The 13,010-nt window shown below is 73.1% G+C and carries 11 protein-coding genes; 4 read left to right on the top strand and 7 right to left on the bottom strand.

Translation table 11 applies throughout. The features are described from left to right. Positions 1 to 40: 40 nt before the first annotated feature. Complete coding sequence (locus tag SGA01_RS28940; protein WP_268257667.1) at positions 41 to 1,504, bottom strand: DUF2079 domain-containing protein; 1,464 nt, start codon at positions 1,502 to 1,504, stop codon at positions 41 to 43. 216 nt (positions 1,505 to 1,720) lie between these two features. Here SGA01_RS28940 and SGA01_RS28935 point away from each other — a divergent pair, with 216 nt between their 5' ends. Further along, entirely contained in the window at positions 1,721 to 2,869 is a 1,149-nt protein-coding gene (locus SGA01_RS28935) for a winged helix DNA-binding domain-containing protein (RefSeq protein ID WP_141299967.1), read from the top strand. A 248-nt stretch (positions 2,870 to 3,117) separates the two neighbouring features. Further along, on the top strand, positions 3,118 to 4,035 hold the full coding sequence (gene pucL / locus SGA01_RS28930) for a factor-independent urate hydroxylase (RefSeq protein WP_141299965.1): 918 nt from the start codon (positions 3,118 to 3,120) through the stop codon (positions 4,033 to 4,035). Positions 4,036 to 4,067: 32 nt separating this feature from the next. Here pucL and crcB (SGA01_RS28925) read toward each other — a convergent pair whose 3' ends face one another. Both crcB (SGA01_RS28925) and crcB (SGA01_RS28920) read right to left on the bottom strand, forming a co-directional pair. Beyond that, a complete protein-coding gene (gene crcB / locus SGA01_RS28925; protein WP_141299964.1) occupies positions 4,068 to 4,421 on the bottom strand; it encodes a fluoride efflux transporter CrcB in 354 nt (117 codons plus the stop codon). Continuing rightward, complete coding sequence (gene crcB / locus SGA01_RS28920; RefSeq protein ID WP_141299962.1) at positions 4,418 to 4,840, bottom strand: fluoride efflux transporter CrcB; 423 nt, start codon at positions 4,838 to 4,840, stop codon at positions 4,418 to 4,420. The genes crcB (SGA01_RS28925) and crcB (SGA01_RS28920) overlap by 4 nt, the downstream gene beginning before the upstream one ends. Before the next feature lie 436 nt (positions 4,841 to 5,276). Between crcB (SGA01_RS28920) and SGA01_RS28915 the strand changes: the two genes are divergently transcribed. Further along, positions 5,277 to 6,476, top strand: coding sequence for an IS701 family transposase (locus SGA01_RS28915; RefSeq protein WP_435841377.1), 1,200 nt, complete (start codon positions 5,277 to 5,279; stop codon positions 6,474 to 6,476). A 31-nt stretch (positions 6,477 to 6,507) separates the two neighbouring features. Here the strand turns inward: SGA01_RS28915 and SGA01_RS28910 are convergent, their stop codons facing one another. The 4 genes from SGA01_RS28910 to SGA01_RS28895 form a co-directional block, all read right to left on the bottom strand. Continuing rightward, complete coding sequence (locus tag SGA01_RS28910) at positions 6,508 to 8,520, bottom strand: helix-turn-helix domain-containing protein (RefSeq protein WP_141299958.1); 2,013 nt, start codon at positions 8,518 to 8,520, stop codon at positions 6,508 to 6,510. Between the two features lie 166 nt (positions 8,521 to 8,686). Further along, positions 8,687 to 9,631, bottom strand: coding sequence for an AfsR/SARP family transcriptional regulator (locus SGA01_RS28905; protein WP_141299956.1), 945 nt, complete (start codon positions 9,629 to 9,631; stop codon positions 8,687 to 8,689). A gap of 297 nt (positions 9,632 to 9,928) precedes the next feature. Further along, positions 9,929 to 10,405, bottom strand: coding sequence for an anthrone oxygenase family protein (locus tag SGA01_RS28900; RefSeq protein ID WP_141299954.1), 477 nt, complete (start codon positions 10,403 to 10,405; stop codon positions 9,929 to 9,931). A gap of 33 nt (positions 10,406 to 10,438) precedes the next feature. Next, complete coding sequence (locus SGA01_RS28895) at positions 10,439 to 12,085, bottom strand: vWA domain-containing protein (protein ID WP_141299952.1); 1,647 nt, start codon at positions 12,083 to 12,085, stop codon at positions 10,439 to 10,441. 215 nt (positions 12,086 to 12,300) lie between these two features. Here SGA01_RS28895 and SGA01_RS28890 point away from each other — a divergent pair. Beyond that, a partial coding sequence (locus SGA01_RS28890; RefSeq protein WP_141299949.1) for a helix-turn-helix domain-containing protein occupies positions 12,301 to 13,010 on the top strand: 710 nt, incomplete at its 3' end.

The following is a 13,010-nucleotide window of genomic DNA, read 5'->3' as shown; positions in this document are numbered from 1 at the left end:
CGGGGCGTGGAGCCGGTGAACCGGCGGCGCCGCGCTCCGCTCAGCGCAGCAGCAGGTTCGCGCCCACGTCCTCCGGGACGGCCTCGCGGACCGGGGTGCTGTCCGGGCCCGGGACGCGCATGCCCGGGATCGGGGTCCGCGTGGTGCGGTGGAGCAGGACCGTGCCGTCCTGACGCCAGACCTCCGTGTAGCCGTGGGCCAGGAGGAGTTCGGCCCGCGCCGCCTGGTCGTCCGTCGAGGCGAAGGGGAACGTCCTGTTCTCCACCCGCAGGAGGACCCAGTCCGCGCCCCGTGGCACCGCGTCGGCGATGACCACGTGCGTACGGGCCGTCAGGCGGGGGGCGATGGTGTTGTCCGCCTCCACCGTCGCCCCGTCCGGGATCTGTTCCGCCGCCGTGGCGAGCGGGCGCTTGTCCGGGCTGGGCGTCCAGAAGTCCGGGCGGACGAGGAGCCCGAGGCCGAGGACGACGGCCGCCGCCGAGGAGAGGACGAGCGCGGTGAGCGCCCACCGCCGCGCCGCCGTACGGCGGTTCCGGTGAAGGCGGGCGAGGGTCTCCAGGGACGCCGTGACGAGGATCGGCCACAGGAACGCGTCGTAGTGGTTGATCACCGGCCAGTGGTTCGGGTTGTCGGAGAGGACCCGCTCCGCGAGGAGGGGCACGGCGAGGAGGAAGGTCGGCGAGCCGAGCGGCAGCAGGGCCAGGGTGCCCAGGATCCAGGCCAGCATCGCGACCTTGACGAAGGGGGTGACGGAGACCTGGAGCAGCACCCACGGGGCCGTGAGGACGTGGGTCAGCGCCGCACCCGGGTCGGCGCCGAGGCTGCCGTACGACCAGTAGTAGCCCTCCGGGCCGCCCATCGCGGGCAGGAACCAGGTGATCGCGAGGGCGGAGACCAGGGGGCCCACGAGGGCCAGCGCGACGCCCGCCGCCCGGCCCGTCCGGTCACCCGCGCGGTGCGCCCGTACCGCCAGGACCAGGCCGAACGCACCGGCCACCAGCCCCATGTCCTCCTTCGTCGCGCACAGCAGAAGCGCCCAGCAGGCCGCCGCCCCGTACCGGCGGGCGAGTCCCCGCTCCAGCATCAGGAGGGTGAACGGCACCGCGAAGGCCACCTCGTGGAAGCCGTTGTAGGAGGAGTTGAGGAGCGGCCAGCCCACCGCGTACACCAGCCCGCCCAGGTCGGCGGCCCGGCGCACGACCAGCGGGTCGGCGCCCGCGAAGCAGTGCCGCGCGATGCGCCGGACCACCGGCACCCCGACCGCGAACAGCGCGGCCTGGGCGAAGAGGAGGACCCGCGGGTCGTCCCACACCCAGTACAGGGGCGCGAGGAGCGCGAGCACCGGCGTGAAGTGGTCGCCCAGCAGCGAGAAGCCGGGCGGGAACTCGTGGTGCACGTTCTTGATCGGCGACCTCGGCAGCTCGAAGTGCGCGTACGCGCGCACGGCCTGGTCGAAGATCCCGAGGTCGAAGCCCGTGAGCCGCAGGGCCGTCCAGGACTGCATCCCGAGGCCGAAGCAGACGAGGAAGCAGAGCAGGGTGAGGGCCGCGCCCCGACCAAGCCGGAACGGAGAGGGAGACGGGGCCGGAGACGCCGAGCGGGACGGAGGCGGCTCCGGCGTCCGTATATGTGCCGAGGGCGCGGTCGTCGTCGTGGTCGTGGTCGATCCCATGAAGGGGGACGCTACGTGTTCCGCTCGGCCGGGCGCGAGAATCGGCCCATGGTGATCACCGCGCGCTCCCTCAACCGCTCAACCCTCGCACGCCAGTTGCTCCTCGAAAGGGCTCCGGTCGATGTCGAGGAGGCCCTGCGGCGGGTCGTCGCCCTCCAGGCGCAGCTGCCCGGTTCGCCGTACGTGGCGCTGTGGAACCGTGTCGCGGGCTTCGAACCGAGCCTGCTCGACGGGGCGGTGGAAGGGTTCCGGGCGGTGCGGTCCACGCTGATGCGGCTCACGCTGCACCTGGTGCACGTCGAGGACTACCGGGCGTTCCGGGAGGGCATGGAGCCGACGCTGCGCGGTTCGCGGCTCGGCGACCACCGGTTCAGGGCGGCCGGGTTCACCCCGGCCGACGCCGACGCGCTGCTGCCCGGGCTCCTCGCGTACGCCGAGCGGGCGCGGTCCGGCGCCGAGATGCTGAGCCGTCTCGAAGTGGACCGCGGCGGTCCCGTGGAGTCCGTGGCCTGGCGTCTGATCCGGCAGTACGCGCCGCTGTGGCACGCCCCGACGGGGCCGCCGTGGTCGTACGGCACGGCGCAGTCCTTCGTCACGGCGGACGAACTGCCGGAGCGCACCGATCCGGACGCGGTCGCCGCGGGCCTCGCGGAGCTCGTCCGGCGCTATCTGGAGGGCTTCGGGCCGGCGTCGGTGGCGGACATCGCGCAGTTCTCGATGACGCAGCGGGGCCGGGTGCGCAAGGCGTTGGCGGCGCTCGACGGCCGCATCGACGTCCTGGAGGGACCTGAGGGAACGATCCTGTACGACGTGCCCGGGGCCGCCAGGCCCGACGGGGACGTGCCCGCCCCGCCCCGGCTGATGGCCATGTGGGACAGCATCCTGCTGGCGTACGCGGACCGCGGCCGCGTCATCCCGCCCGAGTACCGCAAATCGGTGATCCGCGTGAACGGCGACGTCCTGCCGACGCTGCTCGTCGACGGGTACGTCGCCGGGGTCTGGCGGCCCGTCGACGGCGGGATCGAGGCCTCGGCGTTCCGGCCGCTCCCGGCGGGCGTCTGGGCGGAGCTGGCCGGGGAGGCCGAGGCGCTCGGCTCGTTCCTGGCGGGCCGGGATCCGCTGGTCTACCGGCGCTTCGACCACTGGTGGACCAAGGGGCTGACGGTGGCGGAGACGGAGGTGTTCCCCACGCGCTGACCCGCGCGCCGCCCCGCCGCCACCGGTCGCCACCGGTCGCCGGCGCCGGCCACCTCGCCATTGCCAGCCACCGGGACTGCACATACATTCGTGCCGACACCACCTACGGACCGGGATGCTCGTCAGTCCCGGGGCGGTCCGCCGTTCACGGGCCGGACGGCGGGGGGCGGACCTTCGGGACGACGGTTCGCCGGACGCCGGGCGTACGGGATATCCGTATCCGCGTACCCGCAGGAGCTGAGCAGCACATGAGCAAGCACGTCCTGGCACAGAACCAGTACGGCAAGGCCGAGAACCGCATCGTCACGGTCACCCGCAAGGGCAACGACGGCGCGTGGCACGAGATCCGCGACCTGAACGTGTCGGTGGCGCTGCGCGGTGAGTACCGCGACGTCCATCTGACCGGTGACAACGGCAACTGCCTGCCCACCGACACCACCAAGAACACGGTCTACGCCTTCGCCAAGGAGCACGGCGTCGACTCCCCCGAGGCCTTCGGCATCCTCCTCGCCCGGCACTTCGTGACCTCGCAGCCGGTCATCCACGAGGCGCAGATCCGGATCGAGGAATACGCCTGGGAGCGGATCTCCGTACCGACGCGCAAGGAGCAGCACTCCTTCGTGCGCAAGGGCCAGGAGGTCCGCACCGCGCAGATCACCTACTCGGAGACCACCGGGCTCCAGGTCCTCTCGGGTCTGAAGGACCTGACGGTGATGAACTCGACGAACTCCGAGTTCCACGGCTTCATCAAGGACAGGTACACGACGCTCCAGGAGGCGTACGACCGGATCCTCGCCACCAAGGTGACCGCCCGCTGGGCGAACTCGGCCCCGGCTGCGGCGGACGCGGAGCACGACTGGGACCGCTCGTACGACAAGGTGCGGCGCCACATGCTGGAGGCGTTCGCGGAGACGTACAGCTACTCGCTCCAGCAGACCCTGCACGCGATGGCCGACCGGGTCCTCGACCATGTGTCCACGGTCAACGAGGTCCGGCTCAACCTCCCGAACAAGCACCACTTCCTCGTGGACCTGGAGCCGTTCGGGCTGAAGAACGACAACGAGGTGTACTTCGCCGCCGACCGGATGTACGGCCTGATCGAGGGGACGATCCACCGTGACGGCGTGCAGCCGGTGATCGCGACCAGCGACTGGATCACCGCGTAGGGCACCACCACGTGAAGATCACCGCCTAGGGATCACCACGGCCTGGCCGTCTCGACTCCCAGCCATACGGCTCCGAGTCCGACGGCCAGGCTCCCCGCCACGTTCAGCACCGCGTACCCCTTCGCCCCGTCCTCGTACAGCTTCAGCGTCTCGTACGAGAAGGTGGAGTACGTGGTGAGGGCGCCGCACAGACCGGTGCCGAGCAGCAGGTGCAGCCGCTCCGAGGAGACGCCGGTGAGCAGGCCGAGCACGAACGAGCCGACGACGTTCACAGCGAACGTGCCCCAGGGAAGGCCGAGTCCGAAGCGGGCCTTCGCGATCCGGTCGGTGAGATAGCGCAAGGGTGCGCCGACGGCCGCGCCCGCCACGACCAGGAGCCAGTTCACGCCGGTGTCACCCGGACCGGTACGACCGCCCGCGTGACGGCGACCCCCGACCATACGGCGGCGAGGGCGACGAGCAAGGTCGCCCCCAGGTAGAGAAGGCCCCGGGTGGCGTCGCCCGCGGCCAGCAGCCGCTGGATGTCGAGCGCGTACGTCGAGAAGGTGGTGAAACCCCCGCAGAACCCGGTGGCCAGGAAGGGCCGGAGCAGCGGATGGGGAGCCACGCGGACGCGGGTCTCGGTGAGCAGCACCATGAGGACGCCCAGCAGCGCGCAGCCCGCCGCGTTCACCGCGAGGGTCGTCCAGGGGAAGGCGTGGACCGGGGTCGGCCAGACGAGCGAGGCGCCGTAGCGGGCGGTCGCGCCGAGGGCCCCGCCGGCGGCGACGGCCCCGACGACCCGTAGCTCTCCGCGCGTTCCCATGCCCCGAAGCCTACGGGTACGGGGCGCGGCGGACGTCGAAGTGCGAGGCGCACAGGCGCGGTTCCCGGCCTGGGGCATTAACCGGTAGCCGGCCCGTGCGGCCTCGCTCTGCGATGGTCCGGCCACTCCCTGCGACGGGTCAAAGCGGTGCCTGTGAGTCTGTCAGATCCCCCCTCGGGGTATTCCGGAGGACTATCCAGGGGGCTGGGGTCGGGTCGTGGAGGCCGCCGTGACCTGGGGTGATGTAGGGGGAGGTGGTCCGGCCACCATTCGGCGGCCGATTCGGGTGCCGGGTACACCTCGTCCCGGGGGGCGGGGACGGGCGACGGTGGTGGAGCAGCGGGAGGGAGCTGCGCAACCTTCGGGCAGGAGTGTCGTGAGTACATCCACCAAGCGCAGGGCCACCACCGGGGCCGTCTCGTCCTTGACGGTTCCGCTGAGCGTCGCCACGCCCGTCGGTGCGTCCGGTGCGGGCGAGGAGGCCTACGCCGAGCTGTGTTCCGCGCTCTTCTCCGGCTTCCCGCGCCGTGACCAGCGTCTGAAGGCCGAGCAGTACCTGTACGGCCTGCTCACCGCGCAGGGCCGCAAGTCGATCCGGAACATCGCCGCGCAGATAGGGGGGCCTGCCGCCGAGCAGAGCCTGCACCACTTCGTCTCCAGCTCCACCTGGGACTGGCAGCCCATGCGGGCCGCTCTCGCCCGGTACCTGGAGCGGAACAGCTGCCCGCAGGCCTGGGTGGTCCGGCCGATGCCGATCCCGAAGGCCGGGGAGCACTCGGTGGGCGTGGACCGGCGTTTCGATCCGGAGCGCGGTCAGGTCTTCCACGGCCAGCAGGCGTTCGGGGTGTGGTTCGCGAGCGACGAGCTGAGCGTCCCGGTCAACTGGCGGCTGTTCCTGCCGGACCCGTGGGTGAACGACCGCACGCGGCGCGACCGCGCGGAGGTTCCCCAGGAGGCCGGCGAGGAGACGCTGGAGGAGTGCGCGGTCGCCGCGGCGCTCGACACCGCCCGCTGGACGGACGTCACCCGCAAGCCGGTGCTGCTCGACATCCGCGGTGGCGCGGGCCGTGCGGCGCTCACCCGGCTCGCCGGGGCCGGGGTGCCGGTCGTGGCGCGGATCGGTCCGGCCTCCCGGCTGGCGATCGCGGACCGCGCGCTGCCGGGCTTCGGCGCGGGGCCGCTCTCGGCGGTGCAGATCCTGGAGTCGCTCAAGGGCCTGCGCAGGCCCGTGAGCTGGGTGGACACGGTGGCCGGTGTGCGGACCTCGCGGACCTCGCTCGCCACGGCCGTACGGGTCGCGCTGCCCACGCCGGGCGGGGAGCGGATGCGTCCCCTGGTGCTGCTCGGCGAGTGGGACGACCCGCGACGGGCCCCGGCCCGGGTGTGGATCAGCGATCTGACCCACTCCCCCGTCGGCTCCCTGCTGCGGCTGACCAAGCTCGCGCGCCGGGTGGAGCGGGACTTCGTGGAGGTCGGCGAGGGGGCGGGGCTGCGGGACTTCGTGGGCCGCTCGTTCCGCGGCTGGCACCGTCACATCACGCTGGCCTCGGCGGCCCACGCGGCGACGCTCCTGGGCTCGTCGGAGTGGGACGCGGCCTACGACTCCGGGTACGCGTCGAGGCGCTCGGCGAGCTGACCGCACGTCGACCCGCCCGGCCGATCAGGCCCTAAGGGGCGGCCGGGCGGGTCGGGTCGGCGGTGGCGCGGCCGCGGGCGAGGACCTCGCGGGTGCGCTGGAGGCGCAGGGCGAGCTGGACTTCCAGGACCTGGCCCGGCTTCTGCCACTCCGGGCCGAGGAGTTCGCCGATCCGCTCCAGGCGGCGCGAGACCGTGTTGGGGTGGACGTGCAGCGCCTCGGCCGCGTTGGTCGGGCTGCCGCCGGAGGCGAAGTACGCCTCCAGGGTGCGCGTGAGGTCGGTGAACCGCTCGGCGTCGTAGTCGAGTACGGGCCCGATCGCCCCCTCGACGAAGCCCTCCACGTCGTGGTCGTCGGAGAGCAGCAGGCCGAGGAAGCCCAGGTCGTTCACGGAGGCGGCCGAACCGGTGCCGCCGAGGGCGCTCATCGCGTCGAGGCAGCGCCCGGCCTCCAGGTGCATCCGGCCGACGCCGTCCGGGCTCGTGGCGGGTCCGGCGGCGGCGACGGAGACGGGGTGGCCGAGCAGCGGGGACAGTTCGGCGGCGACGGCCTTGGCGGCGGCGGAGGCGTCGATGCCGGGGAGCAGCAGCACGATGCAGCCGCCCTGCACGGTCTTCAGCCCGGAGAGACGGTAGGCGTACGAGGACGCCCACACGACGGCCCGGCCCTGCTCGCCGCCCTCCGGTCTGGCCAGCACGAGGACGTGCGGTCTGCGCAGGTCGACGCCGAGCCGGCGGGCCCGCTGGGCGATCTGCTGCGGCGCGTGCGGCGGGTCGGCGATGAGCTCGTCGCGTACGGGTCCCTCGGCGACGGCGGTGGAGCGCCGCATGAGGAGGAGGAAGGCGACGGACTGGGCGGCGAGTTCGAGGAGCCGCTCGTCCTCGCCGGTGAGTCCGCTGGCGGCGCGGATCACCAGACCGCCGAGGTCCTCGGAGCCCGCGATGACCGGTGCGACCCAGGTGTCGTCGTCGGCGGGGACCGGGCGGCGGCGGGCGTGCGCGTCGAGCGAGGCCTTGGCGACGGCCTCCTCGTCGAGGCCGGGGATGTCGCCGCCGGCGAGGGCGCGGCCGCCCTGGTCGCGGATGAGCACCGTCGCGTCGAGGGCGTCGCCCGCGGCCTTGGCCACGTTTCCCAGGTCGCCGCCCGCGAGGACGAGGTTCATGATGCGGCTGTGGGCCTCGCTGACGTGCCGCATCCGGGTGAGGCTGGTCCGTACGCGGGAGCTGTCCCGCTCCAGTTCGGAGACCTCGGCGCGGGTCCGGTCGAGGAGTCCGGCCTTCTCGACGGCGAGCGCGGCGAGGTCGGCGAGCGCGGCGAGCAGGCCGAGCTCCTCGGAGGTGTGGTCGCGGACGCGCCGGTCCGCCCCGTAGAGCACGCCGATCACGGCGTCACCGCTGCGGAGCGGGGCGGCCATGATGGCGTGCAGTCCCTCGCCGCGGACGGCGGCCTCGGCGGCCTCGTCGAAGGCGGGCGCGTGGACGCCGGCGTCGAGCGAGCCCGAGGGGGCGAAGCGCTCGTCGGCGAGGTAGTCGGCGGTCCAGACGGGCTCGCCGTGGAGCTGGACGGCGCCGCCGAGTCCGTACCCCTCGGCGATCCTGAACCCGGGGGCGAGGCGCGGTCCGGCCGTCCGGCCGGGGCCGTCGAGTCCGGTGCGGGCGCCGTCGGTGGTGTGGACGTAGCAGCTGCCGTGCGCTCCGCGCAGGGTCACGAACGCCATGTCGAGGCCGAGGAGCCGGCGGGTGCGGCGCGTGATGACGCGGAGCAGGCTGTCGAGGTCGTACGAGAAGGTCAGGTCGCGCGCGGTGTCGGTGAGGGCGGTGAGTCCGGCCTCGCGGCGCGCGTCGTCCTCGTGTCCGGCGCGGACCTCGCCGGCGAGCTTCACGGCCCGCTCCAGCTGTTCGAGTCCCTCGCCGGACAGACCGGCCAGGCGGGCCTCGTCGAGGAGCGTCTCGAAGTGTGCGGACGGTGCCTGTCCGGCGAGCAGTTCGAGGACCGTGAGCAGCGCGTCGGCACCGCCGGTCGCGTCCGCGCCGTGCGAGGTCATGGTCTCCACCCCCGTAGTAGAGCGTTGTAAGGCACGTCGACGAGAGGCCGACGGATCCGTCCTGCCCGCCGAAGCCCGTCCGGCTTCGGGAGTCCGTCGACATCGTCCCGCCGCACGTCCACAACGGCGACCTGACGTACTTCGTTCCCGGAACCCGTGTGATCCCTCAGACGAGGGAGCCCACGGGGACGGGGCGGGGCCGGACAGGGCTGTACTGGGCGGGTATGTGGGCGGGTATGTGGGCGGGCGCGTACGCGGCCGTCCGGGTGGCTGCCCAGGCCGGCGCGTGGGTGTCGAAGACGGAGCGGCCCGCGGTGTTCCGCACGGTCAGGACCGAGCGGTGGAGCCGGCGCAGGCGCGCGGAGGGTTCCGTGCCGCTCTCCCCCGCGAGCGCCGCCCGCAGCCGCTCGTAGGCGGTGAGGGCCTCGTCGTGGTGGCCGCAGCGCAGCAGGGCGACCAAGTAGTGGGCGTGGAGGGCTTCGTTGGTGCGGTAGCGGGCGACGAGCCCGGAGAGCTCGGAGACCAGCTCGGCGTGGTGGCCGAGGCCGAGCTGGGCCTCGATCCACTGGTCGAGGACGCTCAGGCGGGAGGCTTCGAGGCGCTCGATCTCGCGCCGGAGCCGGGGGCCGGCCGCGACGCCGGCGTACGGCTCGCCGCGCCACAGGGCGAGGGCCTCGCCGAGGCGGAGCGCAGCGCGCGTGAGGTCGCCCGCCTCCATGGCCCGGTAGCCGGCGCCGGCGGCGCGCTCGAACTGCCAGACGTCGTGGACGCCGCCGCCGGTGTCGAGGCGGTAGCCGCCGGGCTGGGAGACGAGGACCGCGTCGGCGGTGCGCCGGTCGGACCAGCCCGGACGGTTTTCGGCCGGGTTGTCGTCGCAGATCAGCGCGGCCGCGATGAGTCTTCGCAACTCCGCTATGTGAGACTGGAGTTCGGCCCGGGCGCCGCGCGGGGCGCCCGAGGGCCAGAGCTCCTCGGTCAGGACCGTCACGGGGACGACCTGGTCGGCACTGGCGGTGAGCAGGGCGAGCAGCTGCCTCGGTGCGGCTGCCGTCGGGGTGATGGACACGCCGTTCTCCCGTACCGACAGTCCCCCCAGGATCCGGACGTCCACCTTGCCCCCTCAGTGCCTGTGCGGTGTCTGCGCGCGGGATGACCCTCGTTGATTAGAAAAGACCCCCGTAGGCATGTCAATAAGAAACCGCAGGGTACGGAAACCTGACCCGTGATATCGGGGTGCTTCACCCCATTTGAGGGGATATTTCGGCGTCAGGTTTTCGTCACTGGCTTAGACCTTTACCCCCCGAAGGACTGTTTCAGGACTCGGGGGTACGCTTTCGAAGAGGCCTTACGGATGTCGGAGGGGTCCTCAAGCGCTACTTCGCGCCAGAAACCGGCCGGTGGGTACGGTTCAGAGGACAGCGGCGGCGGTGAGCAGCCCGAACGCGACGACGATCAGCGCCGTGCGGATCAGGTGGAATCCGTTCCACCGCTTCTCGAAGGCGGCGCGCACCGCCGAGGGGTCCTCCCCCGCGCCGCCCGGGCGCTCCGACCCGGCGAGGGCCACGTTCAGCGGGACGTTCCCGACGACGGTGACCAGGTGGTTGAGGGCCGCGCACACGAGCCCCGCCAGGACGAGCCACTTCTGGGTGTCCGTGCGTCCGTCGGCGGGGACGAGGAAGGCGGCGGCGGGGAACGCGACGACGCCGAGGAAGACGAGCAGGAACACGGCCCTGGGCACGCATTCGTTGATCCGGCGCATCGCCGAGACGAACTCGGCGTCCGTCAGGCGGGCGAGAGCGGGCATGATCCCGGTCTGGAAGATCAGCAGGAAACCGGCGTAGAGCCCGGTGCAACCGACGGCGAGGGCGAGCAGCAGGGTGGCCATGCGGCCATTCTGTCCCGCCACCCGCCCCGCGCGTCAGCTGTACGGGTCACCCGACCTCAACTCTCCCTCGCGGGAGCCTCCTTCGCCCAGCTCCGCGGCTGCGCCGAACAGCCGCAGGGCCTGCTCGATCGACTCGGCGAGCTCCCGGACCACCGCCGATCCCGAACGGGCGGCGATCGCCTCGGCCCGCTCACCGAGCACCCGCAGCCCCGGGTCGCCCGGCAAGTCGCCCCCGCGCAGCGCGTCCGCGAAGTAGGCGGTGATCGCGGTCAGTTGGAGGCTGTCGTGGCCGCCGTCCCACAGTCCCGCGCCGAGCGCCTCGATCGCGACCGTGCCGGAGCGCTCGTGCGGCGCCCGGGTCGCGGGGTCGAGCCAGCGGACCGTGGCGGTGGCGACCCGGCCCGTCGCACCCGGGCGGGTCTTCACCGCGTACAGCGCGGTGACGGTGTGACCGGCGCCGACCTCGCCGCCGTCCACCCGGTCGTCGCGGAAGTCCTCGTCGGCGACCTCCCGGTTCTCGTAGCCGATCAGCCGGAAGCTCTCGACGGTCCGCCGGTCGAAGGCGACCTGCGCCTTGGCGTCCCGCGCGCGCAGCTCGACATGGGCGGGCAGCTGGTCGACGAAGACCTTCCGGGCCTGCTCGGAGGTGGAGACGTATGTCGTGTGGCCGTCGCCCTTGTCGGCGAGGCTCTCCATGAACGCGTCGCCGTAGTCGCTGCCCACCCCGACGCCGAAGAGCGTGATCCCGTGGGCCCTGCGCTCCTCGTCGATGCGGCGGAGGATCCCGTCCGCATCGGTCTCGCCGGTGTTGGCGAGGGCGTCGGAGAGCAGCACGACCCGGTTGGTGGCGCCCTCGCGGCGGCCTTCGACGGCGACGTCGTAGCCGGTGCGGACGCCGGCCTCTACGTTGGTGGACGAGGTCGTCGCCAGGGACGCCACGACCTCGCGGATCCGGCCCCGGGCCTCTCCGACGCGAGTCATGGGCAGCCGGGTCTCCGCCTCGTCGCTGAAGGTGACGAGGGCGATCGAGTCGTCGTCGCGGAGCTCGTCGGCGAGCAGCCCGAGGGACTCCTTGACCAGGTCGAGGCGGCCGGGCTCGTCCATCGAGCCGGAGATGTCGACGACGAAGGTGAGGGCGGCGGGCGGGCGTTCACCGCTCCGGTCCGCGCCGCGGGTGGCGAGCCCCACCCGGACCAGCGACCAGCCGTCCCGGCCGGTGCGGGCGCCGTCGAGGCTCACGCCGAAGCCGTTGTCCGTCGGACGCGGGTAGTCGGGGCGGAAGCTGTTGACGAACTCCTCGGGCCGCACGGTCGTCGGATCGGGCAGCCGGCCCTCGGCGAGGGTGCGGCGGGCGTAGCCGTACGAGGCGGTGTCCACGTCCAGGGCGAAGGTGGAGAGGTAGTCGGGAGCGGGGGGCCTGGTGCGCTGCTCGCCCTCCTCGGGCGCGGGCGCGTCGGCCCCCGGGGTCGCCGTTCCGGGGGCGACGTACCCGGGCTTCGTGGCCCCGCCGCCACCGGAGGTGCCCGGTGCGGTGCGGCCGCCCTCGGCGCGCGACGCGTCCTTGGTCTCGCCCGACGCGCCACAGCCGCCGACGGCCAGTCCGACGGCGAGCAGCCCCGCGATCGTGGCCCCGAACCGGGCCCTGCGGCGGTCGTTCGCCGCCTCGTTCTGTCGACTCATGTCATCTCCCCCTCTTCGTACGGCACTTGTGAATGTGACGAACGAAGGCGCCGGAAGGAGCAGTCGGATGAGTTGCGGATGGATCTCGATGTGACAACGGCGACCGGCGCGGACGAGGGTGGCATGGATTCGCCATCCTTTTCAACAGGGCTTGTCACCGTGTGCAGTCGCGTGCGTACATGGAGTGGACATCGATCGGGCGGGGGTGGTCAGCGGTGGCAGAGAGCGCGGGCTCCGTGATGCTCGCCCGCTCGGCGATGAACCGGGCCGCGACCGAGGGACAGCGGCCCGCGGGGCGCCCGGTCCGGGGCGCGCGGCGCATCAGCGCCGCGCTCGCCGGGCTGGCCGCTTCCGCCCGGCACGAGCTGCTCACCTTCGACGACCCCGTCGCCTCCGCGGGCTGTGCGATCCCCGGGCCGTTCCTGGAGCTGGCGGGAGCGTGCATGCGGGCCGCGGCGGAGCGGGCCGAAGAGGTCCGGCGGATCGTGCCGCGCCATGCCCTGCCCCGGCTGGAGAGCGGGCTCGGGATTCCCGGCCGGGCCCGGTTCGCGGACGCGATCCCGTTCAAGATGATCGTCGTGGACCGGACGGTGGCGGCGGTCCCGCTCGACCTGGAGCTGCTGTACAACGGCCTGCTGCTGATCCGCGACCCGGTGGTGGTGCAGGCCCTCGTCCGGGCGCACCACGCCTGCTGGGCGGCGGCCGAGGAGCTGACGTACGTACCGCCGCCGCCTCCCCCGCCGCGGGATCTCGCGCCGCAGTTGCGGCCGGTCCTCGACGCGCTCCTGTCGGGGCTCACGGACGAGGCGGCGGCGGCCCGGCTCGGCATGTCGGCGCGGACGTACAGCCGCCGGGTGGGCGAGCTGATGGCCGCCCTCGGCACGACGAGCCGCTTCCGCGCGGGCGCGGAAGCGGCTCGAAGGGG

This window comes from Streptomyces gardneri, assembly GCF_006539185.1.
In the GTDB taxonomy this organism is placed as follows: domain Bacteria; phylum Actinomycetota; class Actinomycetes; order Streptomycetales; family Streptomycetaceae; genus Streptomyces; species Streptomyces gardneri.
Note: the sequence above shows the minus strand (reverse complement) of the source record. Positions and strands in the feature narration are given on the sequence as shown.

Coding starts and splice junctions, on each gene's coding strand:
- SGA01_RS28900 (WP_141299954.1), bottom strand. CDS start 10,405: ATGGCCACCCTGCTGCTCGCCCTCGCCGTCGGTTGCACCGGGCTCTAC.
- SGA01_RS28940 (WP_268257667.1), bottom strand. CDS start 1,504: ATGCAGTCCTGGACGGCCCTGCGGCTCACGGGCTTCGACCTCGGGATC.
- SGA01_RS28935 (WP_141299967.1), top strand. CDS start 1,721: ATGGTGATCACCGCGCGCTCCCTCAACCGCTCAACCCTCGCACGCCAG.
- crcB (WP_141299962.1), bottom strand. CDS start 4,840: ATGGGAACGCGCGGAGAGCTACGGGTCGTCGGGGCCGTCGCCGCCGGC.
- pucL (WP_141299965.1), top strand. CDS start 3,118: ATGAGCAAGCACGTCCTGGCACAGAACCAGTACGGCAAGGCCGAGAAC.
- SGA01_RS28910 (WP_141299958.1), bottom strand. CDS start 8,520: ATGACCTCGCACGGCGCGGACGCGACCGGCGGTGCCGACGCGCTGCTC.
- SGA01_RS28895 (WP_141299952.1), bottom strand. CDS start 12,085: ATGAGTCGACAGAACGAGGCGGCGAACGACCGCCGCAGGGCCCGGTTC.